General features: G+C 31.9%; 22 protein-coding genes. 11 read left to right on the top strand and 11 right to left on the bottom strand.

Annotated features, from left to right (window positions below; genetic code table 11):
- Positions 1-454 precede the first annotated feature (454 nt).
- Positions 455-859: a response regulator gene (locus ACWVCY_RS09170; protein ID WP_455142278.1), complete on the top strand. Its 405-nt coding sequence runs from the start codon at positions 455-457 to the stop codon at positions 857-859.
- 146 nt (positions 860-1,005) lie between these two features.
- Here ACWVCY_RS09170 and ACWVCY_RS09175 read toward each other — a convergent pair whose 3' ends face one another.
- The 4 genes from ACWVCY_RS09175 to ACWVCY_RS09190 all read right to left on the bottom strand — a co-directional run bounded on the left by ACWVCY_RS09175 (position 1,006) and on the right by ACWVCY_RS09190 (position 4,171).
- Positions 1,006-1,209 carry a histone gene (locus ACWVCY_RS09175; protein WP_455142280.1) on the bottom strand — a complete coding sequence of 68 codons (204 nt, stop codon included), beginning with the start codon at positions 1,207-1,209 and terminating at the stop codon, positions 1,006-1,008.
- A 487-nt stretch (positions 1,210-1,696) separates the two neighbouring features.
- Positions 1,697-2,713: a DNA-methyltransferase gene (locus ACWVCY_RS09180; protein WP_455142282.1), complete on the bottom strand. Its 1,017-nt coding sequence runs from the start codon at positions 2,711-2,713 to the stop codon at positions 1,697-1,699.
- Positions 2,706-3,311: a flavin reductase family protein gene (locus tag ACWVCY_RS09185; protein WP_455142284.1), complete on the bottom strand. Its 606-nt coding sequence runs from the start codon at positions 3,309-3,311 to the stop codon at positions 2,706-2,708. Before ACWVCY_RS09185 ends, ACWVCY_RS09180 begins: the two co-directional genes overlap by 8 nt.
- Complete coding sequence (locus ACWVCY_RS09190; protein WP_455142286.1) at positions 3,308-4,171, bottom strand: deoxyribonuclease IV; 864 nt, start codon at positions 4,169-4,171, stop codon at positions 3,308-3,310. Before ACWVCY_RS09190 ends, ACWVCY_RS09185 begins: the two co-directional genes overlap by 4 nt.
- 90 nt (positions 4,172-4,261) lie before the next feature.
- Here ACWVCY_RS09190 and ACWVCY_RS09195 point away from each other — a divergent pair, with 90 nt between their 5' ends.
- Complete coding sequence (locus tag ACWVCY_RS09195) at positions 4,262-5,161, top strand: DMT family transporter (RefSeq protein WP_455142288.1); 900 nt, start codon at positions 4,262-4,264, stop codon at positions 5,159-5,161.
- A 16-nt stretch (positions 5,162-5,177) separates the two neighbouring features.
- Here ACWVCY_RS09195 and ACWVCY_RS09200 read toward each other — a convergent pair whose 3' ends face one another.
- Positions 5,178-5,927 carry an SDR family oxidoreductase gene (locus ACWVCY_RS09200; protein ID WP_455142290.1) on the bottom strand — a complete coding sequence of 250 codons (750 nt, stop codon included), beginning with the start codon at positions 5,925-5,927 and terminating at the stop codon, positions 5,178-5,180.
- A gap of 2 nt (positions 5,928-5,929) precedes the next feature.
- Complete coding sequence (locus ACWVCY_RS09205; protein WP_455142292.1) at positions 5,930-8,353, bottom strand: immune inhibitor A domain-containing protein; 2,424 nt, start codon at positions 8,351-8,353, stop codon at positions 5,930-5,932.
- A 198-nt stretch (positions 8,354-8,551) separates the two neighbouring features.
- On the opposite strand from ACWVCY_RS09205, the gene ACWVCY_RS09210 reads away from it, so the two are divergent.
- A complete protein-coding gene (locus ACWVCY_RS09210) occupies positions 8,552-9,550 on the top strand; it encodes a hypothetical protein (RefSeq protein WP_455142294.1) in 999 nt (332 codons plus the stop codon).
- A gap of 20 nt (positions 9,551-9,570) precedes the next feature.
- Here the strand turns inward: ACWVCY_RS09210 and ACWVCY_RS09215 are convergent, their stop codons facing one another.
- Entirely contained in the window at positions 9,571-10,500 is a 930-nt protein-coding gene (locus ACWVCY_RS09215) for a GDP-mannose 4,6-dehydratase (RefSeq protein ID WP_455142296.1), read from the bottom strand.
- Between the two features lie 214 nt (positions 10,501-10,714).
- On the opposite strand from ACWVCY_RS09215, the gene ACWVCY_RS09220 reads away from it, so the two are divergent.
- Both ACWVCY_RS09220 and ACWVCY_RS09225 read left to right on the top strand, forming a co-directional pair.
- Positions 10,715-11,512, top strand: coding sequence for a fumarylacetoacetate hydrolase family protein (locus ACWVCY_RS09220; RefSeq protein WP_455142298.1), 798 nt, complete (start codon positions 10,715-10,717; stop codon positions 11,510-11,512).
- Complete coding sequence (locus ACWVCY_RS09225; RefSeq protein WP_455142300.1) at positions 11,509-11,817, top strand: hypothetical protein; 309 nt, start codon at positions 11,509-11,511, stop codon at positions 11,815-11,817. Before ACWVCY_RS09220 ends, ACWVCY_RS09225 begins: the two co-directional genes overlap by 4 nt.
- A 36-nt stretch (positions 11,818-11,853) precedes the next feature.
- Here the strand turns inward: ACWVCY_RS09225 and ACWVCY_RS09230 are convergent, their stop codons facing one another.
- Positions 11,854-12,249 (bottom strand): response regulator transcription factor, encoded by a 396-nt coding sequence (locus tag ACWVCY_RS09230; protein WP_455142302.1) that lies wholly within the window; start codon positions 12,247-12,249, stop codon positions 11,854-11,856.
- Between the two features lie 166 nt (positions 12,250-12,415).
- Entirely contained in the window at positions 12,416-13,303 is an 888-nt protein-coding gene (locus ACWVCY_RS09235) for a sulfite exporter TauE/SafE family protein (RefSeq protein WP_455142304.1), read from the bottom strand.
- A gap of 203 nt (positions 13,304-13,506) precedes the next feature.
- Here ACWVCY_RS09235 and coaBC point away from each other — a divergent pair, with 203 nt between their 5' ends.
- The 6 genes from coaBC (at position 13,507) to ACWVCY_RS09265 (ending at position 18,560) form a co-directional block, all read left to right on the top strand.
- Positions 13,507-14,760, top strand: a complete 1,254-nt coding sequence (coaBC, locus tag ACWVCY_RS09240; RefSeq protein WP_455142306.1) for a bifunctional phosphopantothenoylcysteine decarboxylase/phosphopantothenate--cysteine ligase CoaBC — start codon at positions 13,507-13,509, stop codon at positions 14,758-14,760.
- Positions 14,760-15,680 (top strand): ketopantoate reductase family protein, encoded by a 921-nt coding sequence (locus ACWVCY_RS09245; RefSeq protein ID WP_455142308.1) that lies wholly within the window; start codon positions 14,760-14,762, stop codon positions 15,678-15,680. Before coaBC ends, ACWVCY_RS09245 begins: the two co-directional genes overlap by 1 nt.
- 12 nt (positions 15,681-15,692) lie before the next feature.
- On the top strand, positions 15,693-16,580 hold the full coding sequence (locus ACWVCY_RS09250) for a GHMP family kinase ATP-binding protein (protein WP_455142310.1): 888 nt from the start codon (positions 15,693-15,695) through the stop codon (positions 16,578-16,580).
- The gene (locus tag ACWVCY_RS09255; RefSeq protein WP_455142312.1) at positions 16,577-17,368 is read left to right on the top strand and encodes a phosphopantothenate/pantothenate synthetase; all 792 of its coding nucleotides are present in this window, start codon (positions 16,577-16,579) and stop codon (positions 17,366-17,368) included. Before ACWVCY_RS09250 ends, ACWVCY_RS09255 begins: the two co-directional genes overlap by 4 nt.
- 9 nt (positions 17,369-17,377) lie before the next feature.
- Positions 17,378-18,190 (top strand): 3-methyl-2-oxobutanoate hydroxymethyltransferase, encoded by an 813-nt coding sequence (gene panB / locus ACWVCY_RS09260; RefSeq protein ID WP_455142314.1) that lies wholly within the window; start codon positions 17,378-17,380, stop codon positions 18,188-18,190.
- 127 nt (positions 18,191-18,317) lie between these two features.
- On the top strand, positions 18,318-18,560 hold the full coding sequence (locus tag ACWVCY_RS09265; protein ID WP_455142316.1) for a hypothetical protein: 243 nt from the start codon (positions 18,318-18,320) through the stop codon (positions 18,558-18,560).
- Here ACWVCY_RS09265 and ACWVCY_RS09270 read toward each other — a convergent pair.
- Positions 18,557-19,276, bottom strand: a complete 720-nt coding sequence (locus ACWVCY_RS09270; protein WP_455142318.1) for an ERCC4 domain-containing protein — start codon at positions 19,274-19,276, stop codon at positions 18,557-18,559. The genes ACWVCY_RS09265 and ACWVCY_RS09270 overlap by 4 nt on opposite strands.
- Before the next feature lie 36 nt (positions 19,277-19,312).
- Complete coding sequence (locus ACWVCY_RS09275) at positions 19,313-21,691, bottom strand: HEAT repeat domain-containing protein (protein ID WP_455142320.1); 2,379 nt, start codon at positions 21,689-21,691, stop codon at positions 19,313-19,315.
- Positions 21,692-21,744: the final 53 nt, after the last annotated feature.

Raw genomic sequence — 21,744 nt, forward strand, 5'->3', positions numbered from 1 at the left:
TGTTTGAGACTCTCTAGATGATAGATCAAACATTTATTCCTCTATTTTTAGTAAATTCTGGGTTTTTAAACCATGGTATTTCGTTATTTCATAATTAAAATATTTCTGAGAGTTATGATCTCATTCTCTTGGCCATTATGAATTAAAAAGGATTTAAATTTCACGATTAAAACCAATCTATTTTTATTCTACCCTTTCCAAAATTATTCTTTAACTTAAAAATTTCTTAGGACTTATACCTAAGCAAATATCCTAATAAAGAATTGATGAATAAGTCACGATCAATAAATTTATTCTATTTCCTTAAAGAAAAAGACACCTTATTATACGAGTATTTATTAAACTTGAACAAATGATTTTTTTATTGTTTAACAAGATATATAAGATATTGAAAACAAAAAATGAAATTGCACCTCTATCCCAAAAATCTATTTGTAATTACTGAGGAAATCAAATGGCAAGAATCCTTTTAGTTGACGATGAACGTGATCTAATTTTAATCTATACTAAACTTCTCATGATGGAAGGTCACGATGTAGTAGATCATGCTTCTAATGGAAAAGAAGCCATTCAAAAGTTCGCAGAATTGCCAATAAAACCAGACATAATAATTATGGATTACCGTATGCCTGTTCTGGATGGATTGGTAGCCATGAAAGAAATTCTTAAGAAAAATCCTGATGCTAAGGTATTATTTGTTAGTGCAGAGAAACGTGTCGAGAAGGAAGCATTAGAATCTGGAGCGATTGGATTTTTTACTAAACCCACAAGTATTCGTACCTTATTAGCTGAAATCGATCGGATTCAAAAATTACAATCTGAAAGATTGAAATTGCAGCAATCAACTTCAATCCCATGATTTTTTTTCCTAATTAATATAAAAATTTATTAATGAAGGGGCAGTATCTCTTTTGAAAGTTTGATTTATTTAAAATAATTTTATATTATTATCATGAGAAAAAAAAGGGAGGAGGAAAAACAGCATTAAATAAAGCTTTAATCCATTTATTTGGATGCTGCTAGTTTAATGTCTGATTCCTTAATGGTTTTTCGACCAGAATGACGAGCAATTTCGACTGCGTATTTGGCTAAGCCCATACCATAGTCAGTAAGAATTTCATTCAGTCTGTTAATCGCGTCTGCGGAAACCCGTCGGGCACCAGCATCACGAATGATTTTTTCAACACGTGCGGAAGCAAATCCGGCCATTTTTCTTTTCACCTTTTCTCCGTAGTTTTTATTTGTTTCTAAGATAATTTATCTTAGCGCTGAATATTCTTCAGCGAATTCCCTCTTTCCTTCAATCTTTAAAAAGTTTTTCTTTTTGTTTGTGTTCTAGTGACCTATACGGGGGATGTTCCTAGCCTACCGAACACATATATTGTATAAGTGATAGTGGTAACTAGTCATGATTATAGAAAATGTATAACTAGTGTGGTGGTTGAGGTGGCAAAAATAAAATTTCAAACTCTGTTAAAACTGGATTTTTTTCTAATAAATGGTCTAATTTTTACTCTAAGCTTTAAAAGACTTTTTTAATTTAAAAAAATTAATAAAAACTCATTAATAAATTGATTACTACTTGTTTTAAACATTTAGAAGGAATTTATTATCACCTAGAATTTAGTCAGAAATCCTAACTATTATAAATAGAAAAAATGGAGATTTATTGGTTAAGCTCAAGCTAAAATTTTTTCTATATTTTCTTTTGACTTAGTAAATGTTTTACCCAAGATTTTGTAATTTTCTCGGGATATTGTCTGTGTAGCGAGCTTAGGAGTGATTTGAAGTTTTCTTCCGGATTATTTTTCAGTTTAATAATAAGAAATTTCATAATTTCATGAAAATCTGATGTCCCAAAAACTTTATATTGTGATTGAATGCACTCAGGTGTCCATTCCTCCATTATTCTATTCTTTATCAAGTTTCGATAATTCTTATTAATTTCATATCCAATTCCTTTTCTACCAATTAAACGACATACTTTCAAAGTGGTACCAGATCCAAGAAAAGGATCAAGGACTGTCTCTCCTTTAACAGTATGCATTCGTATTAATCGATAAGGAATTTCTTCAGGGAATGGAGCAGAATGACCAAAGATATTTTCTCCCTTTGAATTAATTTTGAAAACTGGGACTATATCATCCCAAATGCATCTAACAGCCCAATGTCTCCATTCTTCTTTTGTTAAAAGATTTTTTTCTAAAATATCCTTGGAGATTTTTCTGGTGGATCCTTTTTTAACCCAAACATAAATTTGTTCAAAAGCAGTATTTGAAGCAATATTTGTAGGTTTTGGAAAGCTTCCCCATGAAACATTCGAGATATAGGGTATTTTAGACCAATAATGCATTCCTGAAAGATATAAATTATTTTTTCGCATGAAGTGTTCTATATCCCACATTATATTTTGAATAACACGTCGATTATACCCTGACTGATCGCTTGCAATCGGAAGAGGTTGAATATTAATGGCAAATTTTCCATTAGGTTGTAATACTCTGTAACATTCTCTCCAAACATGATTTAAATCAGAAATATACTCCTTGTAACTTTGACCAAAACCAATTTGAGAAGTTCCATAATCTCGAACATTCCAATAAGGTGGGGATGTTACTATAAGAGTAACCGATTCAGATGGAATTTCAGCCATCGATTGTGCAGAACCAAAATAGATCACTTGATCAGCGATTTCCAATTTTTCTTTATTCATTATTTTCTTTCCTAGATGAGCTAATTTTACTAAGAATAAAAATATCGTCTTTTCTCTTGGATTGTCTCCAATAAATATTAGCAAATTTATGTATATCGATTCCCCAGTCATTTCTAATGGTTTCTTCAATTGTTAAATTGATTACTTCACCAATGAAAAGATCATGATCACCTGTTGGTACTATTTCAATTAACTTACATTCTATATTAATCAGACATTCTTTTAGCTTAGGTGCATCTATTTTAGATGATCTTTCTAGTGTAAATCCAGCTTTAATGATTTTATTTGTATCCTCGCGCCCTGAAATTGTGCCTAGATAATAAGCTGAGTCTACTTGGGAAAAATTAGGGATATTTATAACAAATTCTCCCTGATTTTTAATTATTTGATGTGAAAAACGTTTTTTTGTTATAGAAATTCCCATTAGAGGAGGATTAACAGATAAAGGGGTTGACCAAGCAATAGTTAATGCGTTAGCTTTTTCCATTGTACCACATGACACTATAATAGTCAATCGGGGGTAGAGGAATCTATAAGCAAGGTCTAAATTTTCAATTGATTGTTTTATTTTTCTCACCTTTTTCAAATACTCATTCAATTTAATTTCCGATAATTCCGTAAAAATTCGAGATTTCGTTGATCACTCTTTTCATCTTCTTTAGGAGTTTCAAGAATCATTGAAATATTTTGGAATCTTGGGTGTTGCATCAATTCACGAAAACATTCCTTTCCTATTTTACCACAGCCTAAGTGCTCATGATGATCAATACCTGACCCTAATCCTCCTTTGGTATCATTAATATGAATTACTTTTACCAAATCATGTGAAATCTCATCAATCTGGTCAAAAATCTCATGCAAAATTTCTGGATTTTTTATATCATATCCTGTGGAATAGGCATGAGCTGTATCAAAACAGATTCCAATTTTTTCAGGTTGAGTAATTTTCTTGATTATAGCCTCCATTTGTTCTATAGATGTTCCCCACTTTTGCTTTTTGGCAGTTGAATTTTCTAGCAAAATTAAAACATGATTAGAATTAGATTCCAAGGCTATATCAAGTGCCTTAACAACTTTATTTAAAGCAAATGATTCCGATTCTTTTAATGGACTCCCTAGATGTGTTACAATATAGGGAATTTTCAAAATTTTTGAAGTAGTAATTTCTTCAATCAAGACCTTGACTGATTTATTAAAAAGTTCTTCAGAGGGTGTCGCAATATTCGGAAGATATGGCATATGTATTGTTGTATCAAAGAAATTAGCTTTTTCAGATTTTTCTATGAATTTAACTATTGAAGATTTGGATAATGTATTTTTTCCAGCTTCCCATCTTCTTGGTGGGCGAGTAAATATCTGAAGACATTCACATGTACTTTTAATAGCACGATCTATTGAGAGATCAATAGAAGTAGAGATAGATTTATGAGCACCTATTCTGGGTTTTGGAATTGGCATTATTGGAACCATAATCAGATTTGTTTTTATAGATTAGTCAGAAAAATAATTTGAAGAGTTGGTATTTGAAAAGTTTAAAGATGTTGAATTATGTTTAACCAATTATATCGTGAGAAAAGTAAGGTTAGTATATTTGTCGCGATATTTTTTGTATCATGGGCTTCTATTTTCATTCGTTTTGCACAATCTCCACCTGTAGTAACTGCATTTTGGCGATTATTTCTTTCTGTTCTTTTTCTTGTTCCTTTATTGCTAATTAAGAATGTAAGGTTACATTTTTCAGCAATTCTACAGTTAAAATATATGAAGTTTTTTTTTATTTCAGGATTTTTTCTTGCCCTGCATTTTTTTACATGGTTTCAAAGTTTAGAATATACAACTGTTGCAATATCGGTTCTGGTAGTAAATACATCTCCTGTTTGGGTTATAATACTTTCCTTCCTCCTTTTTAAAGAAAAAATAAATAAAATCCAAATTCTTGGCGTATTATTCACTTTTATTGGGATGATCCTAATATCTTGGACATATTTTTCTGGAGAGTTTAGTTCAAATCTTATCGTCGGTGTGGTGCTAGCATTAATTGGTGCAAATATGGTTGCTGCATATTTTATTATTGGAAGAAGAATGCGTGCAAATTATACTGTACCAAATATTCCTTATGTCTTTTTTGTTAACTTTTATTCTTCTATTTTTTTATTAATTTTTTCTCTGATTTTAGGGAACAACATCATTGATTTTCCCATTATAGATTTAGTATGGTTCATATTATTAGCTCTTGGACCAAGTTTATTAGGTCATGCTATGTTTACATATGCTATGAAGCAGTTATCTGCCAGAACAGTATCATTAGCAGTAATTGGTGAAACGATTGGAGCTTCTTTTCTCAGTTGGATTATTTTGGGTGAATCTCTATCCCCAATTATTGGTATTGCAGGTTCGTTTATTTTAAGTGGAATTGCTCTTAATGTTATTTATGAGTCTGAAGGTTGAATATCTGAATAGAAGTTTAAATAATTCTACCTAATGTTGCGTGTAATATTTTTCCTGTCATGATTGGGGAAACAGCAGCAAATTCAATCATATCAAGTAAATCCTCGGGTAAAAGTGGTTTTTGAAGCAGTTGTTTGCTGATTTTTTTTGCTTTTAATTCATCATATGAGGATATTGAATCTTGTGAGGTATTCTGAAGTTCCTCTATATGGCGAGAAGTAAACACATAGGTTGGTGAAACCCCATTAATCCGAATATTGAATGGAGCTAAATAAACTGCGAAAGATCTTATTAAGTATGCTAATCCTGCCTTTGCAATTCCATAGGGCATTTTTTTTATCTCTGGCTCAAAAGCAGAGGAACTAACAATATGAACGACAGAACCCCCCATCTTATTCATAAGTCGAGTTGCCATCTGTGATAATAAAAAAGCAGATGTAAGATTTAGTGATAGAACTTGCTGAAAAAAATCCTCAGTTACTTCAAGTGGATTGATACTTCTCAATGACCCTCCTATGCAATTGATGAGGCAATCCATCCCTCCCATGGTTTCTTTGATAAAATTTTCTAGATTTCGGATATTCCTCTCTTTTGTACAATCTACTGCTAAAGAATGGAAGCCAGGAAATCTATTTGATGATATATTTTTACTTGAAACAATAATAGTATTATTTTGTGTGCTAATTTTCTTTAAAACAGCCTCTCCAATGCCCCCTTTTGCTGCACCAGTAATTACTACCCGTTGATTAGTTATTATATTTATCACCTTTATTGATCAAATTTTTTAAGCCAGTAAGAACGAGATGAGGTTGTTTTTCTTTTTTTAAGTAATCTGAACAGAATAAAGACTGAAAGGCCTCCTGCACAAACTAATGTCCCTAAAATAAGAATTGGATCATCAATAAGTCCTAAACCATCAAGAAATCCATTTGATTTTGAAATAGTGTTTGATGTTGAAGTTAACGAAGTCGATGAGAATGTTGAATTAATATTTGAATTCATAAAATTGATGGAAAGTGACAGTAGATCGTTTAAAATATATTCGGGAACCATTTCTGGCTGGAATAGATAATTTAAAATGCGAAATTTTCCATTATCAACATAATAGCCTTTAGATTTATATCCTGGAAATACAGGAAGTTCATCTTCTAAAATAGAAACTGCTCCTGAAAGTAAGTTAACCACTTCACCATCACTACTTCGAGTTGCTCTCAATGTATCATTTGATCCGAGTGTGAATGTAGGAAGTGTACTGAGGAATTCCAATCCATGAATTCTTGTACTAGGAGCCCTAAAATTTTTAGGACTTGTTGCTCTAAAAATGAGAGATGTTTCTTGCTGAATTGAATCTCCCTGATTACTAAAATCAAAAATGTTATAGCTAGACATAAATATTATTCGAGGGTTTTTTTCAGAAGGAGAATTTGTGAGATATTCTTTAATAACTAAAAATTCATTATAATTAATATGGGAGTTACTAAGAGGACTGATTGCTGGATTTCCGACCCAAAGAATTAGATTATATTTCCATAATTCTTCTGCAGTGATTTCTGCATTAATAAATGAGGAAGTTTGAAATACTTCATAATCTCCAGTTAACCCTAACAAATCTAAAGTACTAAGAACAGAAGCTTCAGAATTTCGTCCTAAATCATCATCAATAACCAAAATTGAACCATTATTGTTATCCACTTCATAGATTTTAAAATCTGAATAACCAATATAAGGGATTGTACTATTATCAAAAGCCCTAGCTCTGATTATGTGACTGCCTTCTCTTTCTAGATCAGTTTGCCAGGTGAACGTGTACAAGTTTGGAGTTTCTAATACAGCAGAACATTCACTCCAAGGTCCATAATCAATTGATACTTCAACTGATTCTATTGATGCTTTAGATGTAATATCTGTATAAACAAGTAGGGAATAATTATCGGAAACTGAACTAAGAGGATGGATTAATGAGACTTTGGGAATATTTGATTCATTAGTGACACGTACACGGTAGGATAAATTTGTTAATTTTTCAATTATTTGAACAGCCCAACCTTTTCCTGATGAATAGGATGAGACTTCTCCATTACCTAAAGAAAATGCAGCATCATCTTTATTTTCACTTGTTTCAGGAATTGAATCAATCACATTCCATGGAGGGGAAACATCCAAACTAACTTGGGTTTGTCCTGAAGTGCGTGGGCCGACTTGAATTTCAGCAATTACTAATCCATGTTTAGGAAGATATTTGTCATAATCTAAATTTTCTCTAACCGTTACCGTCCAACCTCTTCCATGTTCTGTATTAATGAAACCTGAGGAATTCCATCCTAATTCTAGCCACATAATTCCAGAAGGTATATTGGATGCAATTGGATTTATTGTTACAATAGTATCTTTTGAATAATTATTAATTTGTAATCGATGATTACTGCTGATAAATTGGGGGGAACTAGCTTTTGATATATGACTATAATATTTATTCCAGATAGAGAAGTGTCCAGGACCCCCATCCATAATGCAATATGGACCAGCAAAATCATGTGTATAGCTAAGATCATATAAATCTGGAAAATCAAGAGCATGTCCTAATTCATGTGAGGGTGTTTCATAATCTACATATTCATGATTCATGGAATAGACTACTTCAGGAAGCTCAAATCGCCATAAACTCCATTGATGACTCCATATATCCTCAGAATCTCCTGAATACTCTTGTCCATCTCCTGAGTGTATAACAACAAAAAGATCATAGTTCTGGGGATTTTTCCCACTAGATATAGCATGGCCTCTAGCCTCATATGCTATTTCATCTGCTCTGAAATCCTGTCCAGGTGGGGTTCGTTCCCCAGCTCCATAATAACTACGATTATTTAAGGTTGGGAACCATCCTAAAACTTCTCCTGTTAATGATACTTCATTATAGGAAACATTTTGATAATATTGTCGAATCGAATCTGTACCAGTTGAAAAAAATAGATCTTCATAGTGCAGAGGTGTGTGCATTGGATTATAAGGATCATCTGGTATTTCCATTAACACTACCAAGACGTTTAAAGTCGTTTGTGAGATATTAAATTTTAAATTTATGTTTACTTTTGTATTATCACCATTAATTGACGAATAATGATATGTTAAGAGCGATATTAAAATTAGAAAGCCAAAAAAGGTATAAATTGTAAAACAAAATCGTTTTGGCATTGAGACTCACCTTGAATGTCTATTATGAATACCATTCAGATTAAAATATAAGGAATATCATCCCTTATCTCGTAGTTAAAAAAATACTCTTAATATTTTTAGATAGAAAATCAGTGAACAGATTTTAAAAAATTAGATTTTATAAAGTCTTGATTATCAAATAAGTAATAATACTATTTTTGATGGAAAGAAAAGCTAATGGTTGAATTAAGTGTCAAAAAAAGAGTAATAGAGTATGTATTGTCAAAAATAGAGGCAAAAAATCAGGAATGGGGTCGCTTTTTAGTCAAGGATAGTTTTGATACCCTTGATTTACATATAACTTTTTGGGCTGTACAGGAAAGTGCTCGAGACTTAAAGGAAGTAGCTCTTACCCCAATGGTTGAACAACCAGAGCTAGAACTCAAACTTACTTATGCTCCTCCTTCATTCTTTTTGGAAGTTTTAGATGGACGAAATACTCCCTATTGGCAAGTAGCTACTGTTTATCGTGTTTTAAATAATAGTGAAATCATTTATGACCCCAAAGGCCGATTAAAGGAGTGGGTTAATAGAATAAATCAAATTAAGTGGACTCCTGATGTGATTCAATTAAAACAACAAACGACTTTATCATTGTTACAACGTATGGAAAAATTTATTAAAGAAGATATGCTCGCTGATGCCTATATATGGTTGATTAAGGCTGCGGAAGAAGCAATATGTGTTCCTCTAATGAAACAAAACTCTTTTGGTCTTGGGAGTGCTCCTCTTTTATTAGATACTCTTAGAGATCATCATAATGATATTTTTTTATTTTTCAAGTCTCTTCTAAGAATTGAAATGTTTTCTATAGAGAAATTGCAAGAGTCAAGGAGAGAACTTGAAAAACTTGCTGATCGATTATATTTAGATAATATCAAAACCGATCGTGAGATGTGGATACTAGCAGCTTTTGTGGCTCTTAATGAATCAGAAAAAAGATTAACCCAAAGTATTGCAGCCAAAGAATACGACATAAATCTATCGACTCGACTTTTTGAGACTTCAATTGGTGAATTATGGCAAGCATATTTTCTTGTAGCACAAAATCCCAGAACTGAAGTCAAACTTGATCCTTGGGTTGTAGGAAGTTTTTGGAAATGGTTTGGTTATCCTGAAATCAATGAAGAATGGTTTCATCAAAAAGTATCAATAATAAAAGACTTAATAAAATGAATTAAATACTCTTAATGGCTTTAATTCATAAAATCCCTAAACCAATCCCAAGTTATCTTAATTCCCTTCTCTAGAGTGACTTTAGGCTCCCAATTGAGTTTATTTTTTGCTTTACTGGAATCTAAGGATATATGTTTAACGTCACCAGGGCGTGGCGACTCAAAATTTCGTATTGTTTTCATTTCGGTTACTTTTTCTATAGTATTAACTAATTCTATTAAATTTGTTTGAATACCAGTTCCTGCATTAAATGTTGCATTCTGATTAGCATGCATTGCTTTAATACACATATTTGTAATGTCCTTAACATAAATGTAATCTCGTGTATCGTAACCATCTCCGAAAATTACAACTGGTTTTTTATTTAAGAAATTTCCTAAAAAGATCGATATTACACCTGCTTCCCCCATTGGATCTTGTCTCGGTCCATATATATTTGCTGGGCGAATTATTGAGTAAGAAATACCATAGGTTTCATGAAACAATTTCAGATATCGTTCTCCAACGAGTTTACTTAACCCATATGCGGAGATGGGATTTTCAAATGCAGTTTCTTGTACAGGTATTTCTTTAGGTTCTCCATAAATAGCTCCACCGGTAGATACATAAACTAATTTCTTAATTCCACATTTTAGCATTGATTCAAGTAGGTTGAGAAATCCGATTATATTAACAGAGGCATCAAAAATAGGATCTCTCATTGAGCGAGATACAGAAATCTGAGCTGCTAAATGAAATGTGAAATCAACACCCTCCAAAGCATTCATAACTATTTTTGAGTCACGAATATCACCTTCTACTAGATTTATCTTTTTTTTAAATGATTCAATATTCCTCAATTTACCCGTACTGAAATTATCTAAACAAGTGACTTCATAGTCCTGTGACAACAAGTCTTCAATTAAATGACTACCTAAAAATCCTGCTCCTCCTGTAATCAAGATTTTCAAATTCAACTCTCCATATTCTGGTTATTACTCTTTTTACTATATAATTGCTTTAGTAAAGAACAGAATTAAAAAAATAATCATGATTTGATAAAAGGTATTATGTTAATCAATTAATGAGAAATCAATAAGAATATTTAACAAAGGATATTTTTTGTTTGATCAAGAATTTTAACTATTAATTTCTAATCAAAAGTGAAAGCTTTGAGGTTGCTTTATGAAAATTGGGAAAAGTGAAGGCTCTTTAATTGTCTGGAAAGATAATACAATTCGAAAATATCCACAAATTCAAAATATATTAGATGTTATACTTAATCCATCAATTCTAAAGTTGGCTAAATATGAAGAATTACAATCTTCTCCAGATCTTGAGTTGCCAATTATTTCAAACAAAATAATTTGTTTAGCAAAAAATTATGAAAAACATGCCAAAGAAATGGGTGTAGATCCCAAAATCTTACCTAAAACACCTTCACTATTTCTAAAACCATCAACTACACTTATAGGTCCAGATGATTACATTATATTTCCCAGTAATTCTCAGGAAATTCATCATGAAGTGGAACTAGCAGTCATCATTGGCAAAAAAGGTAAAAATATCTCTGTTGAAGAAAGTTTAGACTACATTTTCGGTTATACTATCCTACTTGACATAACTGCTCGAGATATTCAAACCATTGCTAAAAAAAATGGTCAACCATGGTTTCAAGCAAAAGGTTATGATACTTTTGCTCCGCTCGGTCCATTGATTGTAACTCCAGATGAGATTAAAAATCCTCAAAATCTTGAAATAGAATTATATGTAAATAAGGAACTCAGACAAAAAGGAAATACAAAAGATATGATCTTTGATATTAAAAATATTATTTGTTATTGTAGTTCTATTGTTACACTTGAACCAGGGGATATTATCGCAACTGGTACTCCAGAGGGAGTAGGGCCATTACATGTAGGAGATGAAATTGAAGCAATTATAGATCCAATAGGCGTTTTAAAGGTTGGAGTTAAAAAATGAGCAGCCTTGATTTAATTTTATCCGAAGTATCGAATTTTTTCAATCCTTCTCTAGCGCTTCTAAGTTCTCCATCTAATATTCTCCTTGTAGTTCCTGAATTGGAAGTACTAAAATATTTAAACCAATTAAATCTTAATTTTTTTAAGTTACGGTTTGTAGAAACTCGTGATTACTGGTTAGATATTCATTCTGTTCTTTTTTTTCATAAGATACCATTTAATATTACTCTTCGTGTTTATAATCCTAGTTCTAACTTCTTTAAGGAGTTAAAAGCTATTTTTCCAATAATTTCTTCATTTTTATAGCAAAGAATGACTTTTTGAGTCTAAATGTACATCAGATCATTGAGCTCTATTTTTAGCCTTTTCAAGATGCATTTTTATCAAAGAGACAAGATCATCGGCACTAAATGGTTTATTTATATACGCGTCAGCTCCTGCTTCTTCTCCTGCTATTCTATCCTTTTTTCCAACTTTTGCTGTAAATAAAAGAACAGGTACTGTATTTAGTCTATCATCATTTTTAATCCATTTACAGACTTCTAGTCCATTCATCTTTGGCATTAGTACGTCTAAAAGAACAAGATTTGGTTTATTGGTTGATTTCTTAAGGAATTTTATAGCTTCTTCTCCGTTACTAGCAGAAAAAACTTGATAGCCTTCGTATTCAAGCACCATCCGAGCGAGTTCAACAGTGTCCTCTTCATCATCGACAACAAAAATCATATCTCCCTGCATTTTCTCACTTCTTAGGTGTATTGGAATTGTATTCAATAGATCTAAGGCCTTTTTAGTAATTGAGTTTTTTATATCAAATTTCTAATATTTACTTTTAATTTATAGTATATAACCATATCATTTTGAAAAATTCGAGGATATTATTTAGATATATCATGAAAAATCACTATTTAAATAAGGATAAAAAAGATTGGATAAATCCAACCACTTGGTCTCGACCTACTGCTATCGAAATAAGAGCTATTATCATCATCCCTCCAAAAATTTTTTGTAAATTTACAGTGTCAATCCGTTGAACAATTAACGGGCCAATCTGGGCCCCTAAAATTATTCCTAGAATAAGAAATAAGGCTAAATCTGGATGGACCTGTCCCATACCGAGTTTGATTACCGCTCCTGCAATACTCGTGAATATCATAATAAACATTGAAGTGGCTACAGCTTTATGCATTGGAATCTTTCCGAGGTGGATTAATATTGGAACCATTACAACACCTCCTCCAATCCCCAACAATCCTGATGAGAAACCAGCGATGAATCCGAACAAAGTACACCATATTTCACGTTTTTCAAATCCAAACCAAATTATCTCATCATGTTCTATTTCTCCTTCCCCTTTTGTATTAATTCCTTTTTTCCTTTGTTTAGGATAAAGAATCATTTTAATGGCAATGGGAATAAGACAGATGGTAAAAATAAGTCGAAATAATGCAGGGGATTCAACTGCAAAGTATGAACTAGTAAAGCTTCCACAAACGGCACCAATCACACTAGTTATCGCTACCAAAAGTCCTGTTCGAAATTGGATCATATTTGATTGTCGTGAATATGCAATCGTAGATGATATTGCTGTAAATATAATCATAAATAACACTGTTCCTACTGCAAAAGCTTCATTTATTCCTAAAATTATTAGAGAAGGAGTTGTGATGAATCCTCCACCAACACCTAAAGATGAAGAAATTATTCCAACAAAAAATGCAAAAAAAGTAAAGAGCAATCCTTCGAAAAAATTGTTCAGGATTAGTTCTCCGATTAATTGTGTAATTACCATAATCTTCTCGCTCTGTCTAAAATGAGTGTAGATAAAAAATCCCTAAGTATTTAATTAAATTGGTTATAGGAGTAAAAAGAGCATACATTTATTTGTTTTCATAAAATGTTAATCAAAATTGTACCAATGTATAATATGTATATACATCAAAAAGGGGTATAACCCTGAATTATAAATAACTAAATCGTATATAGAGCTTATTGATGGGAATACTAGAAATTTATGGGACAAAAAGTTCCAATTTAAAGGGTAAACGCATTCTTATTGGCGTAACTGGCTCTATAGCAGCGATTGAAGTACCTCATTTAATTCGTGAAATAATCCGACATTCAGGGGAACCAATCGTAGTATTATCTCCAGAAGCTACTCGATTTGTTGCTATTGATGCCCTTACGTGGTGTATGGATAAACCACCCATTACCGAAATTTCAGGCTTATCAGAACATATAAAGTGGACTGTAGATCCAAACAGTAAAATTGATCTTTGCATGATTTGCCCTGCATCTGCCAATACTATTTCTAAACTAGCAAATGGTATCGCAGATACTTCAGTAACCCTTGTATCTTTAGCTGCGATTGGAGCAAAAATACCAGTATTAATAGTTCCAGCAGCACATACTGTCTTACTTGAAAATCCTGTTACAGAACGAAATGTCTTATTCCTTAAAGAACTTGGTACTTATTTTTCTCCAGTTTCCGAAGATGAAAAAAAGTTTAAATTTCCTCCTCTTGAGCAATTAATGACATTAATTTTTCAAATCCTTCTTCCGAAGAAGTTTTTAACAGGAAAAAGATTCTTGATTAGTGGTGGGGCGACAAGAGAGTATTTTGATAATGTTAGATTTCTCTCTAATCCCTCCACAGGATTTACTGCACTTCAAATTTGTAAAGCACTTGTTGCGGAGGGAGCTGAGATTATGTTTATACTAGGAGAGGGTAATAACATTAAAGATGAATATAATGCATTTAAAACAATGATCGTAAGGTCAACCTCTGATATGTATAATTTAATACATGAAGAGTTGTCCAATGGTGATTATCATGGATTCATATCCGTTGCTGCAGTATCTGACTATAAACCTGAGTTTTCCAAAGGAAAAATAGCTTCAGAACAACAAGATTTGTTTATTCGAATAGTACCTACAATTAAGATTATTGATAAAGTCAGAACTCAATATCCAAACCTTTATATTTTAGCCTTTAAAGCTGAAGTGGGAGTTTCAGAAAGTGAATTGATCACTAGAGGACGAAAACTACTTAATTCTAAAAATTTAAACATTGTTTGTGCAAATTGGGTTGGAGAGCCTGAAAAGGGTTTTATTGCTAAAACAAACGAGGTATTTATTCTAAGAAAGGGTAAGGAAGAAGTAATTCATCTTAAAACTAGAAAAGATCAAATAGCACATAATTTAGTTAAATTAATTATTGAAGATTTTCAATTAGGAGGTGGAGTATAATGCCTATAACTGTATTTGGTGCTGGGAGTATTGGATCACTTTTTGCTGGGAAAATAGCCTACTCGGGCCATTCAACATCTGTAATCGGCAGAGATCCTCACATATCAGAGATTAATCGCCATGGATTACGGATTATTGAGGAATATGAAGAGATACTAACCCATTTACCTGCTGACACTGTATTTCCCAATGAAATAGTCTCTTCTGAAGCAATCTTCATTACTACAAAGGCATATTCCAATCCAATTGTTGCAGATAGTCTCCATCAGAAAATTCGAGCTGATGTCCCATTAGTTGTACTCCAGAATGGTATGGGAAATGAAGAAATTTTTATGTCTAAATTTTCTCGAAATCCGATTTTCCGTGCAATAACTACAGAAGCAGCTGAGTTAGTCTATCCTGGAATTGTTAATCATGTTGCATCTGGGAAAACAGTTTTTGGTCAAGTTCAGGGTTCTGAAAATGGATTTAGTAATAGAATTCAAAAAATTATATCAAGTTCAGGTTTTGCAATTCAATTTACACCTGATATAGAAGTTAAAATGTGGCAGAAATTATTGGTAAATGCAGCTATTTGTCCTTTGGGAGCAATTTTACAGGTTCCTAATGGAAAGATTTTAGAGAAATCTTCTATTAAAAAGATTTTTAATGCAATTATAGAAGAAGGATTGGCTATCGCTCAAATTAACCTCCCTGAAGTTGATTTCTCTGAGACTCGAGACTTTACACTTAGTGTACTTGAGAAAACGAAGAAAAATAAATGTAGTATGCTTCAAGACGTTGAAAGGAAGCGAAAAACTGAAATTGACTTTATTAATGGATTTATTGTACGTGAAAGCCGTCGATTAGGATTAAAAGCCCCAATAAATACAGCTATAACAGATTTAATACATCATATTGAACATCATTCATTGAACTGAAGGATTAGCTTAATGAAGTGTCCTAGTTATTGGATCGCGGCTCATTTGACTTGCATTTTTGAAATTCGTGACCAATCATCTAATATATTAGAAAAAGGTTCTCGTGGTGCTGGAATTTCTATTAAAAGAGGTGTAACTACTACCATCCTAGATAACAATAAAAAAGAGCCTGAAATTCATTTCAATGGCAAAAATCAGCCTTTATCAGATTCAATGGTCTCCGTACAAGTTATGAATTTATTACTTTCTCCAGAAGAACAACAAAATTTCATAATTAGTCATTCTTTTGATATCCCAATTGGAGGAGGATTTGGAGCATCTGCTGCTGGAGCATTAGGTGCAGCGTTCTGTATTAACGATTTTTTTGAATTAGGTTATAATGATTTGACATTATATCAAATTGCCCATAGATCTGAAGTTTTAACTAAATCTGGACTAGGTGATATTATTGCATTATATCAAGGAGGCTTAGAGATCCGTATTAGAGCAGGGGCTCCTGGTTATGGAGAAACAATTGGCATAGAAATGGATCAAAAGTGGAAAATCGCAACTATATCCTTTAGTGGTTTACCTACATCAAGTGTACTTTCAGATTCTGATAAACGGTTTAGGGTTAATTCAACAGGGGCAGCACTGATTGACCAATTACTTCTTAATCCTATATTTAGTAATTTTATCAAAATAGCGAATAAATTTACCTTAGGTGTTCAACTTTGGTCTGAGAAAGTTAAAAAAATTATTTTAAATCTTCCTAGTAGCATATTTGGGTCTCAAATCATGTTAGGAGACGCAATTTTACTTTTTTATCAGAATGATGATGATTTAAATGAGTTAAACCTAGATTCAGATTTAATACGAAAAGAAGAAATTTGTTATAAAACTTTACAAAGGTTATCATGATGAGAAACCATCAAATTCCTAAAGATCATCCTAGATATCTATCATTAACTATAAGAGAATCTATTATAAATGGCATGCATAATAAAGTAGTAGCTGAAGCAGGTTTAATAGCTCATGGAAGAGGAGAGGCTTTTGATTATATTTTAGGAGAAGAAACTCCTCCATTTGCGTTAAAACAGGAAAGATTAGCTGTATTAAATCTTTTAGAAGCAAAACATCCAATTATTTCTGTGAATGGGAATGTAGCAGCACTTTGTCCTAATGATATTGTTCGATTTAGTAAAATAGTCAATGCTCCTCTTGAAATAAATCTGTTTTATAGGTCAAAAGAGCGTGAAGACGCTATCAAAGAGGTTTTATTAAAAGCAGGGGCTGATCATTTGCTTGGTATAGACCCAGACTATCAGGAGATTATAAAAGAATTGTCTCATTCTCGTAGAATTGTTGATTCTCGTGGGATTGCAAGTTCAGATTGTGTTTTCGTTCCCCTTGAAGATGGGGATCGTACTCTGGCTTTACGAAAATTAGGAAAATCAGTTATAACAATCGACCTCAACCCTTTGTCCAGAACATCACTTGCTGCCTCAGTTACAATAACAAACAATATCATCAGGGCAGTTCCAGAAATGATAAAGTTTGTAGAAGAATATAGAGCATGTTCTCATGATTCAATAACGAATCAACTTATGAAATTAAATAATAAAGCATTATTGCAAGAATCATTGAAATTTATGGCTGATCGATTAATTTTACTTTCTCGTGAAGAGAAATTGTTTAATCTAAGTTAAGGTGATCTGATGAAGAAGAAAAATGTCATTGATATAATGGAAATGAAGAAAAATAACATTAAAATTACTATGCTCACTGCTTATGATCATGTAATGGCATCAATATTAGATGAAGCAGGGACTGACATGTTACTCGTAGGTGATACCATGGGAATGGTTGTTTTTGGACATCAAACGACATTGAAAGTTACCCTAGAGGATTCTATTCGTCATACGCAAGCTGTGGCTCAAGGAGCGAAATCTGCTTTAGTAATTGGAGACTTACCTTTTGGTACATTTCAAGTATCTCCTGAAGAAGCAGTGAGAAATTCAGTGAAGCTTGTTCAAGAAGGAAATGCAGAGGCAATCAAATTAGAAGGTGGAAGTGAGAGGGTTACATCAATCGAGAAAATTCTAGATGCGGGAATCCCTGTTATGGGCCATCTTGGACTAACTCCTCAATCCTATCATAAATTTGGTGGATTTAAAGTACAGGCTCGTTCTGAGGAATCAGCTAGATTTATATTAAATGAAGCTAAAGCATTAGAGAAAGCAGGAATATTTGCATTGGTATTAGAAGCAATACCATGGGAAGTAGCAAAAAAAATAACAGAAGCAATTTCAATCCCTACAATTGGTATTGGCGCTGGTCCTTATTGTGATGGTCAAGTCCTTGTTACTTATGACATGCTAGGTTACTTTGATTTTAAGGCTAAATTTGTAAAGAGGTATGCCAATATAAAAGATCAAATATTATTAGCTGTTCAGCAATACAACAAAGAAGTTCGAGAAAAAGTATTTCCAGATTTAACCTTTAGCTATGAAATGCCTTCCTCTAAATGAATGATTTTTCATATTATTGAATCACCTCACATTCAATACTTTCAATTATCTCCCTGTCTTAAATTATATTTAAAGCTGATAGAAGCGTTTTTAAAGAAGTTGAGCTTTAAAATCATTTGATTGAAGGATGGAATCCGACTCTGTTAATTATTTTTTTTCAGATAATGTAAAACCATCCATCATTAAACAACTATTCTTAGAAGAACTTTTAATATTAAAAAAACGACTAGAAAATCCTCCACACCCATTTTGTGAATTGGATTGTCCTTGGATTATGTATTGTCGTCAAAATCTACGTCTTGGATGTATTTTAAGTGATATGATTGAGATAGGGGTATGGGAATCTACACTTCATTGGTCAAAGATTTAATTAGGGTTTTTTTCTTTTTCAGAAGAACCTAGAATTTTTTTATTTTCTATTAAATATTTAGGTCCAAATCCTTCCAGTTTCTCAAATGGACCCTCCAATCCTTTAGGATTTCCTGTCTTTGTATAAATTACCTTGGACTTTAATATTCCTTTTATTACATTGGTTGGGCTTTGATTAAAATGATCTAAAAGTATTTCTGCTTTCTTTTGACCAGTATTATGCAATCCCTGTAAAAAGAATATTTGATTGTCTCTTAAATTTCTTTTCTTAGGAGATTTCCTAGCAATTAAAGGATCAGATTTATCTTCCTGAACCCAAGAGGCAATTCGGTTGAGAACTATCGCAGTTTCACTCACTTTTGACGTTGGAATTATTGGAAGTTGACGTTTTAAGAAAATATAAGTCAAGGCTCCATAGACATGCTTTTTCCTCTTTTTCCATTCAACTCGTTCAAATGCAGCTGTTAAATTTTCAATGATTAAAACAGGTTGATCATAAGTTTCAATTAAGCGATCAATTTGTTCAAACAATCTACTATCCATAATAGAAGCGATTAAATCAGTCCCAGTTTTTCGTTCACACGCTACTTGATCTGAGATGATATAATCGGCAATATCAAGATGTGCTTCTTCAACGTTCATTTCTAGTTTACGTAAATGGTTTTTTAATGAATTGGGTTCACGATGATCTACAATAATATGTAATAGCTTCGACATTACTTATTCACATTCTTGAGATCTGAAATAGTCCATTTATGGACGATAACCTTTCTTATCTAAGACACCTGGAATTAATTGATTAGATACCAATGACTCTAAAATTTGTTTGAGAATTTCTTTAGGAAGATTAGTTAAATTTATCAATTCAGCCCATTCAATAAGTTCCTTCGTTCTTGTTTCAGGTTTTTTTAAAAAAAATAAAACGATATTCATTGCTCTCTTTTGTGTAAAGAATATTTGTTGATTTGCTCCCTGAATGAATTTTTTTTCTGAAAGAATCAAATTACGAACTGTTTCTTGATGTTTTTCATCCTCAGAAATTTCTAATACCTCAAATAATTCTCCCAAAGGAATTTCTCCTTTGTATTCAAGAATTCGATTAATTTCTTCTTTTATACCCTTACTAGTAATAAATTCCCCAGTCTTGTTCACAAAGCCTTTAATAACCAAAATTTGTTGAATTATTATTTCTACAATAATTTTAGGTAGATCAAGCTTATAAGCTATTATATCGAAATTTAAACGGGAAAATAATTTTACTTCTTCTTCAACTTTAAGAATTAACTCTTCAGAGAAAAAGTATGTTTTATCTATATTAAAACGTCCTGAAAACTCATTGGAGATATAATCTAATATTTCATTCTGAAGAGATTTATCGAGCTTAGATTCGTTCAAAAGTGTTAAAATTGAAAGATAACCTTTTCCAATAATTCTTTCTTGGATTGGTTGATACAATGATTCCAAAGATATTAATTTTCCATCTTTTGTTTTAAATGTTTTAATGGTTACAATCTTTTTAAGGCTATTTAAAAAAATAGAAAAGTTTAAATCTATGTGCTTCAGTAAGTGCTGAACTATTCCCTCATCTAAACGAGAGGCGTTCTCTATCAGGTTATTAAATTCAGAAATGTCAATAAAAACTTGAATATCATCGAGCCATTTCCCTTCATGAGTATGCTTTATTATTTCTTTTATTTTTTCAGTATCGACTTTTGGATTACCAAGTGATTTTAAGAGTACTGGGACTGCTAAAATTTTATCCTTTGAAATTTTTTCATTGATTATGCGAGTTAAATAATCTATTGTAAAAAATTCTCCTAAGGAATTATACCATCCTTGAATTTCCTCTTTAAATTCATCTATTAGCTCGATTTTAATTCTTTCAACTGGTTGATTAAGCATTTTTGCTATTTCTTTTAGCGATAATATTCCTGAAGTTTGTAGGGTATTGTAAATTTCTTCTAGCTCGGTTTTATGGACAATAAAATTCGGAGAACTCCATTGTATACTATCTATTTTATTTGAAATAGCTTTAATATTTTCTGACTGAATTCCTTTAAAAGGATCCTTTTTAATTAACTCAGGGAAATATAGAGATCTTTTTTCATTAATCAAACTAGTAATTAGCTTTATAAGCCCTGTTTCAGTCATTAAACTGCCATCTTTTAGCTCTAAAAGTGGAATTTCTAAAATTTCATTAATTAATATTTTGACTGCTAATTCACTAGTGTTTAATTGACTAGAAATTTCTTTGAATGTAAATTTTTCTTTTTCTAGCAATTTCTTATGAAATTCTTTCAGCTCTGGCTCTAAATCAATCAAAAGAATGTGTAAATTATCAGAAAAATCCTTCTTAGTATTTTCAGATCCAAATTTTAAAAAAGCTAGAAATTCAATCTGCCTTGATCTTCGAATAATTGGAACAATATTTTCTTTATTTTTACTAAGATAAGAAGCTGCAGTTTCTCGTACATATTCATTAGGGTCAATTAAGTTTTTAAGAAAAGGAATAATTAATTCACTACCCCCCATATGTTCTAAAGCTGAACTTGCTTGGTTTCGGGTCCAATCATCATAATTTTTGTTCTGCATAATTTCTAGAAGCAATCCTATGGCTTGTTCGGTTTTAAGTTTTCCTAGAGCATAAATTATAGATCTTCGAAGTCCCGTTGAGGCATTTATACTTGTTTGAAGCATATTTGTTAAAATATTTTCAATACCATGAATTTCTTGTGACGCTACTATATCAAGTGCAATTTTTTGTACAACTTCCTTAGGATCTTTCAAAGAACGTATTGTAAAATCAGTCAATTTAGGATGTTTATTTACATTCATCCATTCTAAGGCGAGAGCTCTTACTCCAGGATTGGCATCATTAAATCCATTAATAACGAGATCTTCGACTTGTTTAAAATCTGTAAGTATCGTAATAAGGGTTGAAAAGGTTGTTTCTCTAATTCTATCATCCGAATCTTTTACTAATATTAAAAAAGATTTGACAATTAACTTAGATCGATAATCAGAAGGATTAGATTTCAGGAAAGATTTTAGATTGTTTACTGCTTCCCATTTTTGGTTTGAGTCCTTACTCTTAAGGTTTTGTAAATCGATAATCACAGATTCCTCAGTCATAATAATCACTTTGTTTTATACTCAACTTAATATTCAACAGGGAAAATTATTAT

It is taken from the genome of Candidatus Hodarchaeum mangrovi (genome assembly GCF_975850365.1).

Bases quoted from the DNA above. Each gene is read 5' to 3' on its own strand.
- ACWVCY_RS09170 (WP_455142278.1), top strand. From the start codon at position 455: ATGGCAAGAATCCTTTTAGTTGACGATGAACGTGATCTAATTTTAATC.
- ACWVCY_RS09175 (WP_455142280.1), bottom strand. From the start codon at position 1,209: ATGGCCGGATTTGCTTCCGCACGTGTTGAAAAAATCATTCGTGATGCT.
- ACWVCY_RS09180 (WP_455142282.1), bottom strand. From the start codon at position 2,713: ATGAATAAAGAAAAATTGGAAATCGCTGATCAAGTGATCTATTTTGGT.
- ACWVCY_RS09190 (WP_455142286.1), bottom strand. From the start codon at position 4,171: ATGCCAATTCCAAAACCCAGAATAGGTGCTCATAAATCTATCTCTACT.
- ACWVCY_RS09195 (WP_455142288.1), top strand. From the start codon at position 4,262: ATGTTTAACCAATTATATCGTGAGAAAAGTAAGGTTAGTATATTTGTC.
- ACWVCY_RS09205 (WP_455142292.1), bottom strand. From the start codon at position 8,353: ATGCCAAAACGATTTTGTTTTACAATTTATACCTTTTTTGGCTTTCTA.
- ACWVCY_RS09210 (WP_455142294.1), top strand. From the start codon at position 8,552: ATGGTTGAATTAAGTGTCAAAAAAAGAGTAATAGAGTATGTATTGTCA.
- ACWVCY_RS09220 (WP_455142298.1), top strand. From the start codon at position 10,715: ATGAAAATTGGGAAAAGTGAAGGCTCTTTAATTGTCTGGAAAGATAAT.
- ACWVCY_RS09225 (WP_455142300.1), top strand. From the start codon at position 11,509: ATGAGCAGCCTTGATTTAATTTTATCCGAAGTATCGAATTTTTTCAAT.
- ACWVCY_RS09230 (WP_455142302.1), bottom strand. From the start codon at position 12,249: ATGCAGGGAGATATGATTTTTGTTGTCGATGATGAAGAGGACACTGTT.
- ACWVCY_RS09235 (WP_455142304.1), bottom strand. From the start codon at position 13,303: ATGGTAATTACACAATTAATCGGAGAACTAATCCTGAACAATTTTTTC.
- coaBC (WP_455142306.1), top strand. From the start codon at position 13,507: ATGGGAATACTAGAAATTTATGGGACAAAAAGTTCCAATTTAAAGGGT.
- ACWVCY_RS09245 (WP_455142308.1), top strand. From the start codon at position 14,760: ATGCCTATAACTGTATTTGGTGCTGGGAGTATTGGATCACTTTTTGCT.
- ACWVCY_RS09250 (WP_455142310.1), top strand. From the start codon at position 15,693: ATGAAGTGTCCTAGTTATTGGATCGCGGCTCATTTGACTTGCATTTTT.
- ACWVCY_RS09255 (WP_455142312.1), top strand. From the start codon at position 16,577: ATGATGAGAAACCATCAAATTCCTAAAGATCATCCTAGATATCTATCA.
- panB (WP_455142314.1), top strand. From the start codon at position 17,378: ATGAAGAAGAAAAATGTCATTGATATAATGGAAATGAAGAAAAATAAC.
- ACWVCY_RS09265 (WP_455142316.1), top strand. From the start codon at position 18,318: ATGGAATCCGACTCTGTTAATTATTTTTTTTCAGATAATGTAAAACCA.
- ACWVCY_RS09270 (WP_455142318.1), bottom strand. From the start codon at position 19,276: ATGTCGAAGCTATTACATATTATTGTAGATCATCGTGAACCCAATTCA.
- ACWVCY_RS09275 (WP_455142320.1), bottom strand. From the start codon at position 21,691: ATGACTGAGGAATCTGTGATTATCGATTTACAAAACCTTAAGAGTAAG.